Genomic DNA, 17278 nt, shown 5'->3' on the forward strand with positions numbered 1-17278 from the left:
CCTCGTACTGGGTGTACTTGGGCTTGCGCCCGGTGCGGCGAGAGTGCGTGCCGGGCGTCGCGACGGGGCGAACGTTGCCTGCTGCGGCACTAGGCGGCAGTCGAGTGCGGGAGCGCGGCGGCTCGGAGTAACCAGGCCGTGTGGCCGGTACATGTGCTGGTACGTCTGTGGCCGTCAGGCAGCCAGCGTCTTGAGCCGGGAGGCCGCCTCCTCCAGCACGCCTGTCCGCTTGCAGAACGCGAAGCGGACAAAGGGTGTGCCCTGCTCACGGTGGTCGTAGAAGACCGCGTTGGGGATCGCGACCACCCCGCAGCGCTTCGGCAGCGCACGGCAGAAGGCCAGACCGTCGCTCTCACCGAGGGGCCGGATGTCGGTGGTGATGAAGTACGTGCCGGCCGGGCGGAAGACCTTGAAGCCCGCCTGCTCCAGGCCGCCCGCGAGCAGGTCCCGTTTGGCCAGCATGTCCGCGCGGAAGTCCGCGAAGTACGAGTCGGGTAGGCGCAGGGCCTCGGCCACGGCGTATTGGAAGGGCCCGGAGGCGACATACGTCAGGAACTGCTTGGCCGAGCGGACGGCGGCGACGAGATCGGGGGCGCCGGTAGCCCAGCCGACCTTCCAGCCGGTGAACGAAAAGGTCTTCCCGCTGCTGGAAATAGTGACGGTGCGCTCGCGCATCCCCGGGAAGGTCGCCAGAGGCACGTGCTCGGCGTCGTCGAAGACCAGGTGTTCGTACACCTCGTCGGTCACCACCAGCAGGTCGCGCTCCACGGCCAGCTCGGCGATCGCGGCCAGTTCCTCGCGGGTGAGGACGGTGCCGGTCGGGTTGTGCGGGGTGTTGATCAGCAGCAGCCGGGTGCGGTCGGTGACGGCGTCGCGCAGCTCGTCGAGGTCGAGACGGAACCGGCCCTCCTCCTCGTGCGCCCGCAGGGTGACCGGCACCCGGCGCCCGCCGGCCATGGCGATGCACGCCGCGTAGGAGTCGTAGTACGGCTCGAAGGCGATCACCTCGTCCCCCGGCTCCACCAGGGCCAGCAGGGCGGCGGCGATGGCCTCCGTGGCGCCCGCGGTGACCAGGACCTCCGTGTCGGGGTCGTAGGACAGGCCGTAGCGGCGCCGCTGGTGGGCGGTGATCGCGGTGCGCAGCTCGGGGACGCCGGAGCCCGGCGGGTACTGGTTGCCGCGGCCGTCCCGCAGGGCCCGTACGGCTGCCTCCCGGATCTCCTCGGGGCCGTCGGTGTCGGGGAAGCCCTGCCCGAGGTTGATGGCACCGGTGCTCAGGGCCAGGGCGGACATCTCGGCGAAGATCGTCGTCCCGAACTCGGCGAGCCGGCGGTTCAGGAGGGGGCGCGTGCTGGAGGTCATGCCGGTCATCCTGCGCCGAAGCTCTGGAGTTCCTCAACTCTGCTTTGGGCCGGGAGCGGGGAGGGCATCACCGCTTCACGCAAGAGCGAGGCGCCCACGGGGGGCCGCTTCGGGGGAACGAAAGGAGGGTGACGCCATGATCGTCGGCATCATCCTGGCAGTGGTCGGAGTCGTCCTGGTCGGGGCGCTGGTCTCCAAGGCCCGCAGGGGGTCTTCCGGAGGGACGGCGCGGCGCGGGGCGTGGGCGTCCACCGGTTCGAGCAGCAGCCACAACAGCTGGTGGGCCGGCGGGGGAGACTCCGGCTCCTCCGACGGCGGGCACCACGGGGGGCACTCCTGCGGCGGCGGATCGTCCTGCGGTGGCGGCGGTGGCTGCGGCGGAGGAGGCAACTGACCCACGTCGGCCGTCTCGCGACGGGCACGCCGCATCCATCGAACGCGGGGTCCGCACCCGGGCCCCGCGTTGTCATGCGCGGATCGATGCGGATCGGCCCCCCCGGCCGGGTGATCGCTCGAATGCCTGTCGAGTGACTTTCGGTTGATGTCGGCACAATTCCATGCCTGTAGGACAACTTGTCTGGTCTCTCCACCGGTTCGGGGGTTGCTCCGGCAACTGCGCGCGGCGCGCGGTCGCTTCGAGGGGTGGCCGGAATCCCGGGCTCCCGTCCGTCCCGGCGCCGAGCGTGAACCACGGCGCACCGGCACACGCCTCCCCGGCGCGGGCGCACGCCGTAGTTGAACAGTTGAGCTGTGGAGCCCTCTGAGGGATGGAAAGCCTACGAACTTGGGTAAAAACGCTGTGACGGCGCCACCGTTCATGATTCCCTCTAAGTCACCGACGCAGCCCCTCGGACGTCCTGCGGACACCTTCTCCAACCGGCCGACTGGGCTGACCGGGCCGGCATCCCCCGGTTCTACCGGGGCGCAGCGGACCCATCTCCCTCTCCTTTTGTGTGCTTGCGGAGCCGATCCATGCTCACGACCCTGAACACCTCCTACACCGATACGCGCGCGGCCGATCTCGCCTGGGCCCTAGGGCGCGAGCCGCTTCCCGCGCTGGCCGCGCTCGACCTCGAACTGGGGGACAGCAAACTGCAGTTGCGACTCCTCGGTGCGTCCCACCAGGTCCTGCTGGAGGAGGAGGGGGGCGTCTGCTCGGAGACGGTGGCGTGCATCGCCGGCAGCAGCACTCCGCTGCCGCTCGGCGTCACCAAGCGGGTGGACGACTGGGAGTACGAGTTCGCGGCCCGGGTCGAGGTCCACTCACCCGGCTCCTTCGCGGGGCGCGCCCAGGAGTTGCTGGCCCTCGTCTCCGACCATCCGTACGGCCTCGTCGGCGTCTTCCCCGGCAGTCCGTACGCCTTCACGGCCCTGCTCGCCCGGCACCACGAAGGACAGGTGCAGTGGCGGACCTGGCACGCCTACCCGCAGGACGGGCAGTTGGTGGCGACCCGTACCAAGGTGGGCATGCGGGTTCCCGCGACCGCCTGCGCCGACTGACCCCGGCCGGCCGCTGCCCGGCCGGCCAAACCGCGGACGGCCAACCAGATCTCGTATCGATGTCCGGCGTCTGTAAACCAGCACCACACGTGTGGGTGACGAGCCGCAGTCGAGGCGTGACGTAACGTCGCAGCGTGATCGAGCCGCACGCGCCCGCCCCGCCCCGCTCTCCGGCGCCCCGGAGCGCCCCCGGCGGCCCCGACGGCCCGGCGCGACTGCCCGTCCGGCCCGGCACCGGACGGTTCCTGGTCCTCGCGGGAGTGTTCGTCTGCGCGGCCTGCGGACTCGTGTACGAACTGGAACTCCTCACGCTCGCCTCGTACTTGATGGGCGACTCCGTCACGCAGGCGTCCGTCGTGCTCTCCGTCATGGTCTTCGCGATGGGCATCGGCTCCCTCGCCGCGAAGCGGCTGCGCCGGCTCGCCGCGGCCGGTTTCGGTGCCGTCGAGGCCACCCTCGCGCTCGTCGGCGGGTGCAGTGCGATGGCCCTGTACGCCGTGTTCGCCTGGACCGGTGACTGGGGCGGGATGTGGGCCGGCGGGCCGCGCTGCCTGCTCGTCGCTGCTTCCCTGGCCACCGGGCTGCTCATCGGCGCCGAGGTCCCGCTGTTGATGGAGCTGATCCAGCGGATCCGCCGTCAGGACGCGGGCGGCGCCGTCGCCGACCTCTCCGCCGCCGACTACGTCGGGGCCCTCGTCGGCGGCCTCGCCTTTCCCTTCCTTCTGCTGCCCTTCTTCGGCCAGTTGACCGGCGCGCTGCTCACCGGCGCGGTCAACGCGGTCGTCGGCGGTGCGCTGGTCCTCGGCCTGTTCCAACGGGACCTGACCCGGCGCGCCCGGTGGCTGCTGCTCCTCGGCAACGCCCTCGTCCTCGCGATCCTCGCCTCGGCGGCCGTCCTCGCCGACGACTTCGAACGGGCGGCGCGGCAGGCTCTGTACGGCGGGGACGTCCGCGTGGCGCTCCAGAGCGGGGTGCAGGAGGTCGTCCTCACCGGCGGCACGCACGGCAGGCCCCTCGACCTGTACCTCGACGGCCGGTTGCGGGTCAGCGCAGGCGATGAACGGCGCTACCACGAGGCTCTCGTCCACCCCGCGATGAGCGGGCCGCACGCGCGCGTGCTGATCCTCGGCGGCGGCGACGGCCTGGCCGCGCGCGAGGTGCTGCGCCACTCCGGAGTGGAATCGGTCGACGTCGTCGAACTGGACGCGGAGGTGGTCCGGCTGGCCCGCACCGACCCGGGCCTGTCCGCACTCAACCAGCACGCGTTCGGCGACCCGCGGGTGCGGGTGACGACCGAGGACGCCTTCGGCTGGCTGCGCGGAGCGGACCCGGCGACGTACGACGTGGTCGTCTCGGATCTGCCGGACCCGGGCATCACGGCGAGCACGAAGCTGTACTCGCAGGAGTTCTACGGCCTCGCCCGGCGCGTGCTGGCCCCCGGCGGGCGGCTGGTGGTGCACGCCGGGCCGGTCACGGCCGGCCCCCGGGTGTACTGGACGGTCGAGGCGACGCTGCGCGCGGCCGGTTTCGAGACCGCCCCCTACGCCGCCGGTGGTCGTGGCGTGGGTGTCGGTGTTGGCCTGGATGGCGTCGGTGGTCGTGGCGTGGGTGTCGGTGTTGGCCTCGATGGCACCGCCGGCCGCCACACCGGTTTCGCCACCGGCCCCGACCGCAGCCCCGCCGACCGCTCCCGGGCGCCCCGGGACTGGGGTTTCGTCCTGGCCGCCCGCACGGATCCGCGACCGCGGCTCGACCCGGACGGTCCGCGGCCGAGCGTCCTCACGGAGGAGCTGCTGGCGGCGGGGGAGCGGGCGGCGCGGGCCACGCGGATCGAGGGGTTGCCGCCGTCGACGCTGGTGCATCCGCGGTACTGAGGGAGCCGCGCCCACAAGGGGCCGGGAGGATACGCCTGGCGGGGGTGGATCGGGGGCGATTCCCTCAGGCGGGGGTGCGTTTCGGGCTTCGCTGGGTAGAGTCCGTCGACATGGAGCACGAGGTGTTCGTTCCGGTTCCGGCGGAGCGGCTCAGGGAGGTGCTGGACGACCCCGCGCGGGTCGCCCGGGCTGTTCCCGGGCTCCAGCAGGACGCCGGCGCCGAGCCCGTCGCCGGGCGGCTGAAGATCCGGGTCGGCAGCCACTCCGTCACCTACCGGGGTGCCGTCCGGGTGCTCCGGCACGACGACGACGCGTACGCGGTCGAGGGTGAGGTGCAGGAGGCGCGCGGCAGCGGCTCGGTCCGGTTCGCCCTGCGGATCGCCCTGCGCGAGACGGCGGACGGCTGCACCCTCGCGTACGACGGCACCGCCTCCGCGGACGGCCGGATCACGGACCTCCCCCCGGATGCGGTGCAAGGGGCCGTCACCCGGCTGCTGAACCGTTTCGCGGAGCAACTGGCCGCCACGGCCGTGAACGGGGACGACGAGGCGCCGCAGCCCCCGGCCGGGGCCGACGCGGGGGAAGGGGCGCAGGCCCCTGCCGATGCCGGTCTCACCGAGGAGGCCCCGGCCCCCGAGCGCCCCTCCGTCTTCGGCGCCGATGTCCCGCCCTCCCCGCTCGGACCCGCGGGCGAGAGCAAGCAGGGCAACGGGGACGGCGAGGACGGCGAGGACGGCGAGGAGGACATCGCCGAGGCGGCGCACGCGCGGCGGACCATGATCGGGCGCAGTGCCGAGGAGGTGGACCACGCGCCGCCGCGCGGCCGGTACGCCCCCGTGCCGGCGCCGCAGACCGTGACGCCCGCGGCCCCCCTGCGCTGGGCGGCCCCGGCGGCGGCGCTGGCGCTGGCGTCGGCCGTCGTGGCGGTCCGGGCCCTGCGCAGACGCCGCTGAGTCGTTCGGCAGCAGGAGGGCCCGCGGGCCCGGCGGGACCTGGCCGAAGCACCCCGTCACGCGTGAGGCCCTCTTGATCACCGCAGTAGGGTCGTCCCGTGAGCGACGAAGACATCACGCTGACCGCGGGTGACGCGGAGGTGACCGTGCAGCCGGGCAACGGCGGCCGGGTGGGAGGGCTGCGGATCGGCGGCGTCGAACTGCTTCGCCAGGGTGAGCGGTTCGGGTGCTTCCCGATGGTGCCGTGGTGCGGACGGATCCGGGACGGACGGTTCCTGGACGGCGCCGAAGTGCGCCAGATGCCCCTCAACGCTCCGCCCCACGCCATCCACGGCACCGTCCGCGACGGCGCCTGGCGCACCGCCCGCACCAGCGCCGGCGAGGCCGTTCTCACCTGCGAGCTCGCCGACCCCTGGCCCCATCCGGGCCTCGTCACCCAGATCGTCTCCCTCACCGAGGACGCGCTGACGCTGACCATGTCCGTCGAGACGTACCAGTCGTCCTTCCCGGCGCAGATCGGCTGGCACCCCTGGTTCAACCGGAACCTCGGCGGCGAGGACGTGATCCTCGACTTCGACCCCGCCTGGCAGGAGGAGCGCGGCGCCGACCACCTGCCCACCGGCAACCGCATCGCCCCCGAGCCCGGTCCCTGGGACGACTGTTTCGGGATGCCCGGCGGCGTCGAGGCGACCCTGACCTGGCCGGGCCGGTTGGAGCTGAAGGTGACCAGCCGCCAGGAGTGGGTCGTCGTCTACGACGAGCAGGAGGCGGCCGTGTGCGTGGAGCCGCAGACCGGCCCGCCCAATGGCCTCAACACGTCACCCCACCTGGTCACACCCCTGGAGCCGCTGGAGGCCGCCACGACCTGGAGCTGGCGCCGCCTCTAAGCTGGGCGCCATGACGGACACGCGTGGCGCGCTGCTGCAGCAGATCAAGGACAAGGCCGTGGTGCACGGCAAGGTGACCCTGTCGTCGGGCCTCGAAGCCGACTACTACGTCGACCTGCGCCGCATCACCCTCGACGGCGAGGCCGCCCCGCTCGTCGGGCAGGTGCTGCTGGACCTGACCGAAGAGCTGGAGTTCGACGCCGTCGGCGGCCTCACCATGGGCGCCGACCCGGTCGCCGCCGCCATGCTGCACGCGGCCGCCGCGCGCGGGAAGCGCCTGGACGCCTTCGTCGTGCGCAAGGCCGCCAAGGCGCACGGCCTGCAGCGGCGCGTCGAGGGCCCGGACATCGCGGGCCGCCGCGTGCTGGTCGTCGAGGACACCTCCACCACGGGCGGCTCCCCGCTCACCGCCGTCGAGGCCGTGCGCGAGGCCGGGGCCGAGGTCGTCGCCGTCGCGACCATCGTCGACCGGGCGACCGGTGCCGCCGAGAAGATCCAGGAGGGGGCCGGGGTGCCGTATCTCTTCGCCTTCTCGAAGGACGAGCTGGGCCTCGACTGACCAGGGACTGACCAGGGCGTGGACGGTGGCCTGGACCTTCCGGCCAAGTCTGGAAAGATGGGGCCGACGATGACGTCGCACCCCAAGGTCTAGGTCAGGGCCGTTAGACACAGCAGTACGTCAACCCGCAGATACAAGGAGCGGACGCATGCCCATCGCAACTCCCGAGGTCTACAACGAGATGCTGGACCGGGCGAAGGCAGGAAAGTTCGCCTACCCGGCCATCAACGTGACCTCCACCCAGACCCTGCACGCGGCCCTGCGCGGATTCGCTGAGGCGGAGAGCGACGGCATCGTCCAGATCTCCACGGGTGGCGCCGAGTTCCTGGGCGGTCAGTACAGCAAGGACATGGTGACCGGCGCGGTCGCCCTGGCCGAGTTCGCGCACATCGTCGCCGAGAAGTACCCGGTGAACATCGCGCTGCACACCGACCACTGCCCCAAGGACAAGCTCGACGGGTACGTACGTCCGCTGCTGGCGCTGTCCCAGAAGCGCGTCGAGGCCGGTCTGAACCCGCTGTTCCAGTCGCACATGTGGGACGGCTCGGCCGAGACCCTCGCCGACAACCTCTCCATCGCGCAGGAGCTGCTGGAGCAGGCCCGCGCCGCGAAGATCATCCTCGAGGTGGAGATCACCCCGACCGGTGGCGAGGAGGACGGCGTCTCCCACGAGATCAACGACTCCCTCTACACGACGGTCGACGACGCGATCCGGACGGCCGAGGCCCTGGGCCTGGGCGAGAAGGGCCGCTACCTGCTCGCCGCGTCCTTCGGCAACGTGCACGGCGTGTACAAGCCGGGCAACGTCGTCCTGCGTCCCGAGCTGCTGAAGGAGCTGAACGAGGGCGTCGCCGCCAAGTTCGGCAAGGGCTCCCCGTTCGACTTCGTCTTCCACGGCGGCTCCGGCTCCTCCGAGGAGGAGATCCGCACCGCGCTGGAGAACGGCGTCGTCAAGATGAACATCGACACCGACACCCAGTACGCGTTCACACGCCCGGTCGCGGACCACATGTTCCGCAACTACGACGGTGTCCTGAAGGTCGACGGCGAGGTCGGCAACAAGAAGACCTACGACCCGCGCACCTGGGGCAAGCTGGCCGAGGCCTCCATGTCGGCGCGCGTCGCCCAGGCCTGCGGCCACCTGCGCTCGACCGGCACGAAGATCAAGTAAGCCTGCATCGGTCTGCGTCCGCCTGCATCGGTTCGCGCCGGTCAGTACCGGTCCACGCCGGTTCGCCCGCGTCGAGCCCGGCACCTGCTCAGGTGCCGGGCTCTTCCCTGTGCTCCCTGCATGCCCGATGTCACGCGCCTCGGCCTCGATAGCCGTCCGGTCCGGTCGCGCCGCGGCCGGCGGTCCGGTCGTCGCGGCCGAGGGCATATTCCGCCGCCCGCTGCGCCGCAGTGGGCGGCATGGCGCAGACTTGACCCCATGTCCATTCACGAGAACCTTCTCGGGGGCCCGCCCCCGACCCATCTCCCCGACGACCCCGGGCCGCGGGAAATGCTCGCGTCGGGTGCCGCGTCCGCCGAGGTCGCCGGTGCGCACCCCACCTCCTCACTCGCCTGGGCGCAGCTCGCCGACGAGGCGTTCGAGCGGGGCGCCGCCGTGGAGTCCTACGCGTACGCCCGCACGGGCTACCACCGCGGTCTGGACGCGCTGCGCCGCAACGGCTGGAAGGGCCACGGCCCCGTGCCGTGGGAGCACGAGCCGAACCGCGGCTTCCTGCGCGCCCTGCACGCCCTCGCCCGCGCCGCGCAGGCGATCGGCGAGCAGGAGGAGTACGAGCGCTGCTCCCAGTTCCTGAAGGACTCCTCGCCGACGGCGGCGCAGGTCCTGGGCTGAGAACACGGTCCGTGCACGCGAGGCCCGTCCGCGAAAGGCGGGCCTTGCGGTCTCGGGGGACCATTGCGGAAGATGCCCCTGGGGACCGGGGCCCCCGTGTCGGATTCGGCAGGGGCGGACCGCTACCCGGAGTTATACGCAGGAGACAGCGATGTCCCACGAGGCTCACGAGCCCGAGACCCCGCATCTCGACTTCCACGGCACGACGCCGTACGAGGACTACGTCAAGGCGGACGTGCTCACCCACCTCCAGCACACCCTCTCCGACGACCCCGGAGAGATGGTCTTCCTGGTGACGACCCAGGTGATGGAGCTGTGGTTCACGGTCATCGTCCACGAGTGGGAGACGGCGGCACAGGCGCTGAGGCGCGACGACGTCCCCACCGCGACCGCCGCGCTGAAGAGGTCCGTACGGGAGCTGGAGGCGCTCAACGCCTCCTGGAAGCCGCTCGCCCAGCTCACGCCGGCCCAGTTCAACTCGTACCGCAGCGCCCTCGGCGAGGGCTCCGGCTTCCAGTCGGCGATGTACCGGCGGATGGAGTTCCTGCTCGGTGACAAGTCCGCGTCGATGCTCGTCCCGCACCGGGGCGCCCCACGCGTGCACGCCGAGCTGGAGAAGGCGCTGCACGAGCCGAGCCTGTACGACGAGGTCGTGCGGTTGCTCGCGCGACGCGGGTACGACATCCCGCAGGCCGTGCTGGAGCATGATGTCTCGAAGCGCTACGAGCCGTCGCCGCAGGTGGAGGCGGCCTGGACGGCCGTCTACTCGGGCGACGAGAGCGACGAGGTCGCCCGGCTGGGCGAGGCGCTGAGCGATGTGGCGGAGCTGGTGTGGCGCTGGCGCAACGACCACTTGGTCGCCACCCGCCGTGCCATGGGCGCCAAGACCGGCACCGGCGGTTCCGCAGGGGTGGCGTGGCTGGAGAAGCGCGCTCAGAAGAACGTCTTCCCCGAGCTGTGGACGGCGCGGTCCTATGTCTGAGCTGAGCGTGCGCGCGGAGAAGCTGGACGCCGTCGACGAACTTGCCGCCAAGCGCGCCGAGTTCGTCCTCGACGAGACGGTCTACCTCGACGGCAACTCGCTCGGCGCGCTGCCGGCGGTCGTCCCCGGGCGGGTGGAGGACATCGTCCGCCGCCAGTGGGGCGAGCTGCGCATCCGCTCCTGGGAGGAGAGCGGCTGGTGGACGGCGCCCGAGCGGATCGGCGACCGGATCGCCCCGCTGGTCGGGGCGGCGCCCGGGCAGATCGTGGTGGGCGACTCGACAAGCGTCAACGTTTTCAAGGCGGTTGTCGGGGCTGTGCGGCTCGCGCGGCTTCGTGATCCCGAGCGGGACGAGATCGTCGTCGACGCCACGACCTTCCCGACCGACGGGTACATCGCCGAGTCCGCCGCCCGGATGACCGGCTGCGCGCTGCGGCCCGTGGCACCGGCGGACGTGCCGGGCGCGCTCGGCGACCGTACCGCCGCCGTCCTCCTCAACCACGTCGACTACCGCACCGGCCGGCTGCACGACCTGCCGACGCTGACGGCCGCCGTGCACGGGGCGGGCGCCTACGTCGTCTGGGACCTGTGCCACAGCGCGGGCGCGCTCCCGGTGGGGCTGGACGAGCACGGCGTGGATCTCGCGGTCGGCTGCACGTACAAGTACCTGAACGGCGGGCCGGGTTCACCGGCGTACCTGTACGTGCGCCGTGAGCTGCAGGACCGCTTCGACTCGCCCCTGCCCGGCTGGAACTCCCACGCCGAGCCGTTCGGAATGCGCAGCGGGTACGAACCGGCCCCCGGCGCCCCGCGCGGCCGGGTCGGCACGCCGGACATCCTCTCCATGCTCGCCCTGGAGGCGGCCCTGGAGGTGTGGGACGGGGTGCGGGTCGAGGCGGTGCGGCTCAAGTCGCTCGCGCTGACGGACTTCTTCCTGGACTGCGTGGCCGAGTACGTGCCCGAGGGCCGGGTCGAGTGCCTGACGCCGGTGCCGCACGCGGAGCGGGGCAGCCAGATCGCCCTGCGCTGTGACGGGGCCGGTGCCGTGATGAAGCGGCTCATAGAGCGGGGTGTGGTCGGCGACTACCGGGCGCCGGACGTGCTGCGCTTCGGCTTCACGCCGCTGTACGTGGGCTTCGCCGACGTGGAGCGGGCGGCGCGGGTGCTGGCGGAGACGCTGGCGTGAGTGACACGTGACGTACGGCGAACGGCTCCTGTGGCCGCAGGGGCCGTTCATTCCGGAGTCCTTGTCCGCCCTCCCGGCGCCCTCCCGGCGCCCTCCCGGCGCTCTCCCGGCGCCCTCTCCCGGCGCTCTCCCGGCGCCCTCTCCCGGCGCTCTCCCGGCGCCCTCTCCCGGCGCCCTGGGCGGGCGCCTCGGACGCGGCGGGAGATGACACCGGCCGGCTGCCGCACGCGGCCGCGCCGGGAGCCTCCCTCCCGGTGCCGGTGCCGGTGCCGGTGCCGGTCCGGCGGCCAACGGCACGCGGGAACGCGCCCGCGCGGTCCGGCGGTCGCGTTCCCACGCCGGCGTGAGGACGTCCCGGTCACGCCCTGGACGGAACCTCTGCCTTCTCGTCCGGCTCCGCCTCGCCCGCCTCGGATGGGGCGAGCGCCTTGTTGCGGCGTAGGGAGGCGAGGAAGGACGCGGCGATCAGGACCACGCCGATCAGGCCGGTGATGATCTCGCTGATCTGGTGCTGGATGGTGATCAGCAGGATCGTGGCGAGGGCACCGATGGCGTAGTGGGCGCCGTGCTCCAGGTAGACGTAGTCGTCGAGGGTGCCCTGGCGGACCAGGTAGACGGTGAGGGAGCGGACGTACATGGCGCCGATGCCGAGGCCGAGCGCCATCCAGAAGATGTGGTTGGTGATGGCGAAGGCGCCGATCACGCCGTCGAAGGAGAAGGACGCGTCGAGGACTTCGAGGTAGAGGAAGAGGAAGAACGCGGCCTTGCCTGCGAGGGCGACCGCTGAGACCGGCTTGCCCTCGGCCCTGGCCTTCTCCTCCGCCTCGTGCTGCTCCTCCGCCTCGTCTTCGAGCTTGTCCTCGAAGTAGCCGGAGAGGCCGCCGACCACGAGGTAGGTGATGAGACCGGCGACGCCGGAGAGCAGCACGGTGGCGGTCTTGTCCGCGTGGCCCGTGCTGACGTGGGCGTGGGTGGCGAAGGTCATCGCCGTGGCGAGCAGGACGACGAGCGCGACACAGACCGACAGCATGTCGATCTTGCCGAGCCTGGCCAGCGGGCGCTCCAGCCAGGCGAGCCACTTGATGTCGCGGTCCTCGAAGATGAAGTCCAGGAAGATCATCAGCAGGAACATACCGCCGAAGGCCGCGATCGCCGGGTGGGCGTCGGTGACCAGGTCCTCGTAGCGCCCGGGTTCGTCGAGGGCGAGCTGGACCGCCTCGACGGGGCCGACCTCGGCGCTGACGGCGACGATCAGGACCGGGAAGACCAGCCGCATGCCGAACACGGCGATCAGGATGCCGACGGTGAGGAAGAACCTCTGCCAGAAGGCGTTCATCTTCTTCAGGATCCCGGCGTTGACGACCGCGTTGTCGAAGGACAGCGAGATCTCCAGGATGGACAGGATCAGGACGATCCCGAAGGCCTCCCAGCCCCACTGCCACCCGGCGAAGGCGAGGCCGGCCGCCGTGACGGCGAACGACCAGCCGAAGGTACGCAGCACCACCGCTAGCCCTCCGCCTTCACGGCCAGGACCGGGCAGCCCACGCCCAGCAGGATCTGCTGGGCCTGCGAGCCCATGATCAATTTGCCGACCGCGCTGCGGCGCCGCAGCCCGATCACGACCAGGGACGCGTCCGTCTGCTCCGCCAGGTCGATGATCTCCTCGGCGGCGTCACGGGCCCCGAGGACCTGGCGGATGTCGAAGTCGACGTCCAGGGCCGCGAGATCCTCGCGTACGTGGGTCAGGTCGGGCTCCTGGGCGAAGCGCGGGTCCACATACGCGTCACCCCGGGTGGTGTTCACCACCAGCAGCTTCTCGTCGCGCCGACGGGCCTCGCCGATCGCCGCGCGCAGCGCCGCCTGGCCCTCGGGCGAGGGGACGTAGCCGACCAGGATGGTCATCTCGATCTCCAGATGTCTCAGGCGGCGCTTCGCGCGCGCAGGGGACGGACGACGAAGCGGCCTATCAGCGGCCACATCAGGACCAGCACGATCGCCGCGTAGACGGTGTACGACACCGGGCCGCCCAGCAGGCCCGACAGCTCACCGCCGGAGAGCTGGAGGGAGCGCCGGCCCTGCAGCTCCGCGCGGGGGCCCAGGATCACGCCGACGATCAGCGGCAGGACCGGCAGCCCGAAGCGGCGCATGCAGAAGCCGAGAAGGCCCAGGGTGAGGAGGAGGAACAGGTCCAGGGGCTGGGCGTTGACGGCGTAGGCGCCCATCGAGGCGAAGAACAGGATGCCCGCGTAGAGGTACGGGCGCGGGATCTGCAGCAGCTTCGCCCAGGCCGGTGCCAGCGGGAGGTTCAGCAGCAGGAGCAGCAGGTTGCCGATGAACAGGCTCGCGATCAGCACCCACACCAGGCTCGCCTCCCGTTCGAAGAGGAGGGGGCCGGGCTGGATGCCGTACGACTGGAAGGCCGCCAGCATGACCGCCGCCGTGGCGTTCGTGGGCAGGCCGATCGCCAGCATCGGGACCAGGGTGCCCGCCGCCGACGCGTTGTTCGCCGCCTCCGGACCCGCCACGCCCTCGATGGCGCCCTTGCCGAACTCCTCGGGGTGCTTGGTCAGCCGCTTCTCCGTGGCGTACGACAGGAAGGTCGGGATCTCGGCGCCACCGGCCGGCAGCGCGCCGAACGGGAAACCGAACGCCGTGCCGCGCAGCCAGGGCTTCCAGGAGCGCCGCCAGTCCTTCTTGCCCATCCACGGGCGCCCGACCGGGATCACCTCGGTCGGCTTGCGCCGCAGATGCGCGGCCACCCACAGCGCCTCGCCGACGGCGAAGATGCCGACCGCCACCACGACGACGTCGATGCCGTCGGCCAGCTGCGGGACCCCCAGGGTCAGGCGCTGCTGGCCGGACACCGAGTCGATGCCGACCAGGCCGATCGTCAGGCCCAGCGCCAGGGAGACGAAGCCTCTGACGCGGGAGGACCCCAGTACGGACGTCACCGCTATGAACGCCAGCAGCATCAGCGCGAAGTAGTCGGGCGCGCCCAGGCTGACCGCGAAGTCCACCACGAACGGGGTGACCAGGACCAGCAGCAGGGTGCCGATCGTGCCGGCCACGAACGAACCGATCGCCGCCGTGGCGAGGGCCTGGGCCGCCCGGCCCGCCTTCGCCATCCTGTTGCCCTCGATCGCGGTGACCACGGACGAGGACTCACCGGGGGTGTTCAGCAGGATCGACGTCGTCGAGCCGCCGTACATGCCGCCGTAGAAGATGCCGGCGAACATGATGAACGCCTGCACCGGCTCCATGCCGTACGTCACCGGCAGCAGCAGGGCCACCGTCATCGCCGGGCCGATGCCCGGCAGGACGCCCACCGCGGTGCCGATGACGACGCCGGTCAGGGCGAGCAGCAGGTTCATCGGGGCCATGACGTCCGCGAAGCCCTGCATGAGGTTGTTCAGATTGTCCATCGCCCAGGCCTCACAGGATTCCTTGCAGGACACCGGCGGGGAGGTTCACGCCGAGGCCGATCGCGAACGCGTAGAACGTCGTCAGGGACAGCGTCACCGCGATCGCGAGGTTGCGGATGTAGTGCCGGTTGCCGAGGGCGAAGGCCGTGCCCCAGAACAGCAGGGCGCCGCTGATCACCCAGCCGAGCCGCTCGATGAGCAGCGCGTTCGCCAGGAACACGCCGATCAGCAGCAGCACGGTGCGCCAGTCGCTCCCCTGGGACAGGTCGACGTCCTCGCCGGCCTCCGGCTCACCGCGGCCGCCGCGGGCCACGTCGACGGCGTACAGCACCGCGAGCAGGATGAGCAGGCCGCCAAGAATCAGGGGCACCGCGCGCGGCCCGACCGGGTCGATGCCGCTGGTGACGTGCGGGATGCCGAGGGCGTCCACGATCACGGCGGCGCCCAGCAGGGCGAGGAACGCGCACACGCCGTACTGTGCGCGGTCCCCGCCCTCCCGGGACGGACGGGAGTCCTCCACGGTCCGTTCCTCTGCCTGGGAACTCATGCCAGCCCGAGCTCTGCCAGCAGGTCGGCGACCGCCTTGTCCTGCTCGGTCAGGTAGTCGCCGAACTCGTCACCGGTCTGGAACGCGTCGACCCAGCCGTTCTTCTTCAGCTGCGTCTTCCACTCGTCGGAGTCGTGCATCGTGGTCAGCGCGTCGACCCAGGTCTGCTTCTGCTCGTCGGTGATGCCCGGAGGGGCGACGATTCCACGCCAGTTGGTGAAGACCAGGTCGATGCCGGAGTCCTTGAGGGTGGGCGCGTCCTTCAGCGCGTCGACCGGCTTCTCGCTGCTGACCGCGAGCACCCGCACCTGGCCCGCCTCGACCTGGTCGAGGAACTCGCCGAAGCCGCTCGCCCCGAAGGCGATCTTGTTGCCGAGAAGGGCCGGAAGCAGCTCGCCGCCACCGTCGTACGAGACGTAGTTGACGTCGGCCGGCTTGATGCCGACCGCCTTGGCCAGCTGCATCGGGAGCAGGTGGTCGGGGCCGCCCGGCGAGGACCCGCCGCCCACCGCGAGCTTCTTGGGGTTCTTCTTCCAGGCGGTGACGAGGTCGTCGATCGTCTTGTACGGGGAGTCCTTCGGCACGACGATCGCGCCGGCCTCCTCGATCAGCCTGGCGAGCGGTGTGGTGTCGGTGAGCGTCACCTTGGACTTCTGGGTGTACGAGGCTCCGACGACACCGAGGCCCATCTGCATGGCCATCTTGCCGTTGCCCTTGTCGTTCACCAGGCGCTGCAGGCCGACCGTGCCGCTGGCGCCGGGCAGGTTGAACACCTGGACACCGGAGGCGGCCTTGGTGTCCTGCATCACCTGGGAGACGGTGCGGGCGGTGAGGTCGTACCCGCTGCCCGGGGTGTTGGGGACCATGAAGCGGAGGCCGGTCACGGGCTTCGAGCCCCCGCCGCCGCTCCCGGACTCCTCCTTGTCGGCGGTGGCGCCACAGGCGCTGACCGCGATCATGGATGCGGCGGCAAGAGCTCCGACAAGTGCGGCTCGTCGCGTTCTCATGGCTCATCTCTTTCGCTTGGGCCGATCCGGAGCCATGAGTGTGCGATTCCTGAGATATCCTGTCTCGGTTGTGTGACCATTGAAGGTTGAGTTCATTGTGGTCACGACGTCACGGTGTCATGACGTCACGCGGCTGTCGTTCATGCCGCCCTCCGTCGAGAGTCACCCAGCGTGACATCCCCGTGTCCGCGCATGTCGCGCGCCCTGGTACCGTCCCGGCCAATGGCCGCCCCCACCTGGTCCGCCACAGACGTTTGAGCGCTGAGAGGTTGGAGCATGACGGACGACGTCGCAGCAGCACGGGCCGCCGCCGAGGAGAAGTCGGTGTTCTCCCACGCGCCCGTCGCCCCCGACGCCACCGCCGCCTACGGCGACCACCCCGACCAGGTGATCGACTTCTACGCCCCGCGCGGGCGGGGCGGTCCCGGCGGGCCCGCCCCGGTCGTCCTCGTGCTGCACGGCGGTGCCTGGCGGGCACCGTACGACCGGCGTCACATCAGCCCGTTCGCGGACTTCCTCGCCCGTCGCGGGTTCGCCGTGGCCAATGCCGAGTACCGGCGCGGTGGTGGCGACGACTCCGTCGCCGGCCGCTGGCCCGACACCTTCGACGACGTCGCGGCCGCGCTGGACGCCCTCCCGGGCCTGGTACGGGAGTTGCTGCCGGGGGCCGACCCGCGCCGTACGGTCCTCACCGGTCACTCCGCGGGCGGGCATCTCGCGCTGTGGGGTGCCGCCCGGCACGTCCTGCCCGGCGGCTCGCCCTGGCGCGACGACAACGCGGCGGCCCTGCGCGGGGTGGTCGCCCTCGCCCCGATCGCGGACCTCGCGATCGCCGACAAGCTGGACGTGTGCGGGGATGCCGTACGGCAACTCCTGGGAGGGGACGAGCACTTCGCCGAGCGGCAGCCGTACGCGGACCCGGCGCTGCTGCTGCCCACGGGTATCGCCACCACCCTCGTGCAGGGCCGCGCGGACCTCGACGTGCCGCAGGCGGTCGCCGAGTCCTACGCGGAGGCGGCGGCGAAGGCCGGGGAGATGGTGGGGGTGACACTGCTGGAGGACGTGGGGCACTTCCCGCTCATCGACCCGTCGGCGGACGCGTGCGCGGTGGTGGTGGAGGAGATCGCCCAACTGGCCTGGTGAGGGGTCGTGTTGG

General features: G+C 71.6%; 17 protein-coding genes. 11 read left to right on the forward strand and 6 right to left on the reverse strand.

The features are described from left to right. Positions 1 to 174 precede the first annotated feature (174 nt). Positions 175 to 1371, reverse strand: a complete 1197-nt coding sequence (locus ABTX62_RS08360) for a pyridoxal phosphate-dependent aminotransferase (RefSeq protein WP_352115430.1) — start codon at positions 1369 to 1371, stop codon at positions 175 to 177. Between the two features lie 127 nt (positions 1372 to 1498). On the opposite strand from ABTX62_RS08360, the gene ABTX62_RS08365 reads away from it, so the two are divergent. The 10 genes from ABTX62_RS08365 (at position 1499) to kynU (ending at position 11146) form a co-directional block, all read left to right on the forward strand. Next, the gene (locus ABTX62_RS08365) at positions 1499 to 1756 is read left to right on the forward strand and encodes a hypothetical protein (protein ID WP_352115431.1); all 258 of its coding nucleotides are present in this window, start codon (positions 1499 to 1501) and stop codon (positions 1754 to 1756) included. Positions 1757 to 2334: 578 nt separating this feature from the next. Next, positions 2335 to 2862, forward strand: coding sequence for a DUF2617 family protein (locus ABTX62_RS08370; RefSeq protein WP_352115432.1), 528 nt, complete (start codon positions 2335 to 2337; stop codon positions 2860 to 2862). Between the two features lie 134 nt (positions 2863 to 2996). Further along, positions 2997 to 4736 (forward strand): polyamine aminopropyltransferase, encoded by a 1740-nt coding sequence (locus tag ABTX62_RS08375; protein ID WP_352115433.1) that lies wholly within the window; start codon positions 2997 to 2999, stop codon positions 4734 to 4736. Positions 4737 to 4846: 110 nt separating this feature from the next. Next, a complete protein-coding gene (locus ABTX62_RS08380) occupies positions 4847 to 5689 on the forward strand; it encodes an SRPBCC domain-containing protein (RefSeq protein ID WP_352115434.1) in 843 nt (280 codons plus the stop codon). Between the two features lie 98 nt (positions 5690 to 5787). Beyond that, a complete protein-coding gene (locus tag ABTX62_RS08385; protein WP_352115435.1) occupies positions 5788 to 6576 on the forward strand; it encodes an aldose epimerase family protein in 789 nt (262 codons plus the stop codon). 10 nt (positions 6577 to 6586) lie between these two features. Further along, positions 6587 to 7135 (forward strand): orotate phosphoribosyltransferase, encoded by a 549-nt coding sequence (gene pyrE / locus ABTX62_RS08390; RefSeq protein ID WP_175433796.1) that lies wholly within the window; start codon positions 6587 to 6589, stop codon positions 7133 to 7135. Positions 7136 to 7283: 148 nt separating this feature from the next. Further along, a complete protein-coding gene (fbaA, locus tag ABTX62_RS08395) occupies positions 7284 to 8306 on the forward strand; it encodes a class II fructose-bisphosphate aldolase (protein WP_352115436.1) in 1023 nt (340 codons plus the stop codon). Positions 8307 to 8564: 258 nt separating this feature from the next. Then, positions 8565 to 8978 (forward strand): DUF3151 domain-containing protein, encoded by a 414-nt coding sequence (locus ABTX62_RS08400; RefSeq protein WP_283968124.1) that lies wholly within the window; start codon positions 8565 to 8567, stop codon positions 8976 to 8978. A 151-nt stretch (positions 8979 to 9129) separates the two neighbouring features. Continuing rightward, positions 9130 to 9960 carry a tryptophan 2,3-dioxygenase family protein gene (locus tag ABTX62_RS08405; protein WP_352115437.1) on the forward strand — a complete coding sequence of 277 codons (831 nt, stop codon included), beginning with the start codon at positions 9130 to 9132 and terminating at the stop codon, positions 9958 to 9960. Beyond that, positions 9953 to 11146, forward strand: a complete 1194-nt coding sequence (gene kynU, locus ABTX62_RS08410) for a kynureninase (protein WP_352115438.1) — start codon at positions 9953 to 9955, stop codon at positions 11144 to 11146. Before ABTX62_RS08405 ends, kynU begins: the two co-directional genes overlap by 8 nt. A 358-nt stretch (positions 11147 to 11504) precedes the next feature. Here the strand turns inward: kynU and ABTX62_RS08415 are convergent, their stop codons facing one another. Genes ABTX62_RS08415 through ABTX62_RS08435 form a run of 5 tightly spaced genes read right to left on the reverse strand, consistent with a single transcriptional unit; the run spans position 11505 to position 16122 of the window. Further along, positions 11505 to 12650, reverse strand: coding sequence for a DUF475 domain-containing protein (locus tag ABTX62_RS08415; protein ID WP_352115439.1), 1146 nt, complete (start codon positions 12648 to 12650; stop codon positions 11505 to 11507). Positions 12651 to 12652: 2 nt separating this feature from the next. Beyond that, entirely contained in the window at positions 12653 to 13048 is a 396-nt protein-coding gene (locus tag ABTX62_RS08420; protein ID WP_352115440.1) for a universal stress protein, read from the reverse strand. Between the two features lie 17 nt (positions 13049 to 13065). Continuing rightward, positions 13066 to 14568 carry a tripartite tricarboxylate transporter permease gene (locus ABTX62_RS08425; RefSeq protein WP_352115441.1) on the reverse strand — a complete coding sequence of 501 codons (1503 nt, stop codon included), beginning with the start codon at positions 14566 to 14568 and terminating at the stop codon, positions 13066 to 13068. 10 nt (positions 14569 to 14578) lie between these two features. After that, entirely contained in the window at positions 14579 to 15115 is a 537-nt protein-coding gene (locus ABTX62_RS08430; RefSeq protein WP_352115442.1) for a tripartite tricarboxylate transporter TctB family protein, read from the reverse strand. After that, positions 15112 to 16122, reverse strand: a complete 1011-nt coding sequence (locus ABTX62_RS08435; RefSeq protein ID WP_352115443.1) for a Bug family tripartite tricarboxylate transporter substrate binding protein — start codon at positions 16120 to 16122, stop codon at positions 15112 to 15114. The genes ABTX62_RS08430 and ABTX62_RS08435 overlap by 4 nt, the downstream gene beginning before the upstream one ends. A gap of 276 nt (positions 16123 to 16398) precedes the next feature. Between ABTX62_RS08435 and ABTX62_RS08440 the strand changes: the two genes are divergently transcribed. Further along, on the forward strand, positions 16399 to 17265 hold the full coding sequence (locus ABTX62_RS08440; RefSeq protein WP_352115444.1) for an alpha/beta hydrolase: 867 nt from the start codon (positions 16399 to 16401) through the stop codon (positions 17263 to 17265). The last annotated feature ends 13 nt before the right edge of the window (positions 17266 to 17278 follow it).

Origin of the sequence: Streptomyces sp. NPDC096046 (assembly GCF_040303285.1) — a bacterium.
Classification (GTDB): domain Bacteria; phylum Actinomycetota; class Actinomycetes; order Streptomycetales; family Streptomycetaceae; genus Streptomyces.

Excerpts from the sequence above, each read along its gene's own strand:
- ABTX62_RS08360 (WP_352115430.1), bottom strand. The coding sequence starts at position 1,371 with ATGACCGGCATGACCTCCAGCACGCGCCCCCTCCTGAACCGCCGGCTC.
- ABTX62_RS08365 (WP_352115431.1), top strand. The coding sequence starts at position 1,499 with ATGATCGTCGGCATCATCCTGGCAGTGGTCGGAGTCGTCCTGGTCGGG.
- ABTX62_RS08370 (WP_352115432.1), top strand. The coding sequence starts at position 2,335 with ATGCTCACGACCCTGAACACCTCCTACACCGATACGCGCGCGGCCGAT.
- ABTX62_RS08380 (WP_352115434.1), top strand. The coding sequence starts at position 4,847 with ATGGAGCACGAGGTGTTCGTTCCGGTTCCGGCGGAGCGGCTCAGGGAG.
- pyrE (WP_175433796.1), top strand. The coding sequence starts at position 6,587 with ATGACGGACACGCGTGGCGCGCTGCTGCAGCAGATCAAGGACAAGGCC.
- fbaA (WP_352115436.1), top strand. The coding sequence starts at position 7,284 with ATGCCCATCGCAACTCCCGAGGTCTACAACGAGATGCTGGACCGGGCG.
- ABTX62_RS08400 (WP_283968124.1), top strand. The coding sequence starts at position 8,565 with ATGTCCATTCACGAGAACCTTCTCGGGGGCCCGCCCCCGACCCATCTC.
- ABTX62_RS08405 (WP_352115437.1), top strand. The coding sequence starts at position 9,130 with ATGTCCCACGAGGCTCACGAGCCCGAGACCCCGCATCTCGACTTCCAC.
- kynU (WP_352115438.1), top strand. The coding sequence starts at position 9,953 with ATGTCTGAGCTGAGCGTGCGCGCGGAGAAGCTGGACGCCGTCGACGAA.
- ABTX62_RS08420 (WP_352115440.1), bottom strand. The coding sequence starts at position 13,048 with ATGACCATCCTGGTCGGCTACGTCCCCTCGCCCGAGGGCCAGGCGGCG.
- ABTX62_RS08425 (WP_352115441.1), bottom strand. The coding sequence starts at position 14,568 with ATGGACAATCTGAACAACCTCATGCAGGGCTTCGCGGACGTCATGGCC.
- ABTX62_RS08430 (WP_352115442.1), bottom strand. The coding sequence starts at position 15,115 with ATGAGTTCCCAGGCAGAGGAACGGACCGTGGAGGACTCCCGTCCGTCC.
- ABTX62_RS08435 (WP_352115443.1), bottom strand. The coding sequence starts at position 16,122 with ATGAGAACGCGACGAGCCGCACTTGTCGGAGCTCTTGCCGCCGCATCC.
- ABTX62_RS08440 (WP_352115444.1), top strand. The coding sequence starts at position 16,399 with ATGACGGACGACGTCGCAGCAGCACGGGCCGCCGCCGAGGAGAAGTCG.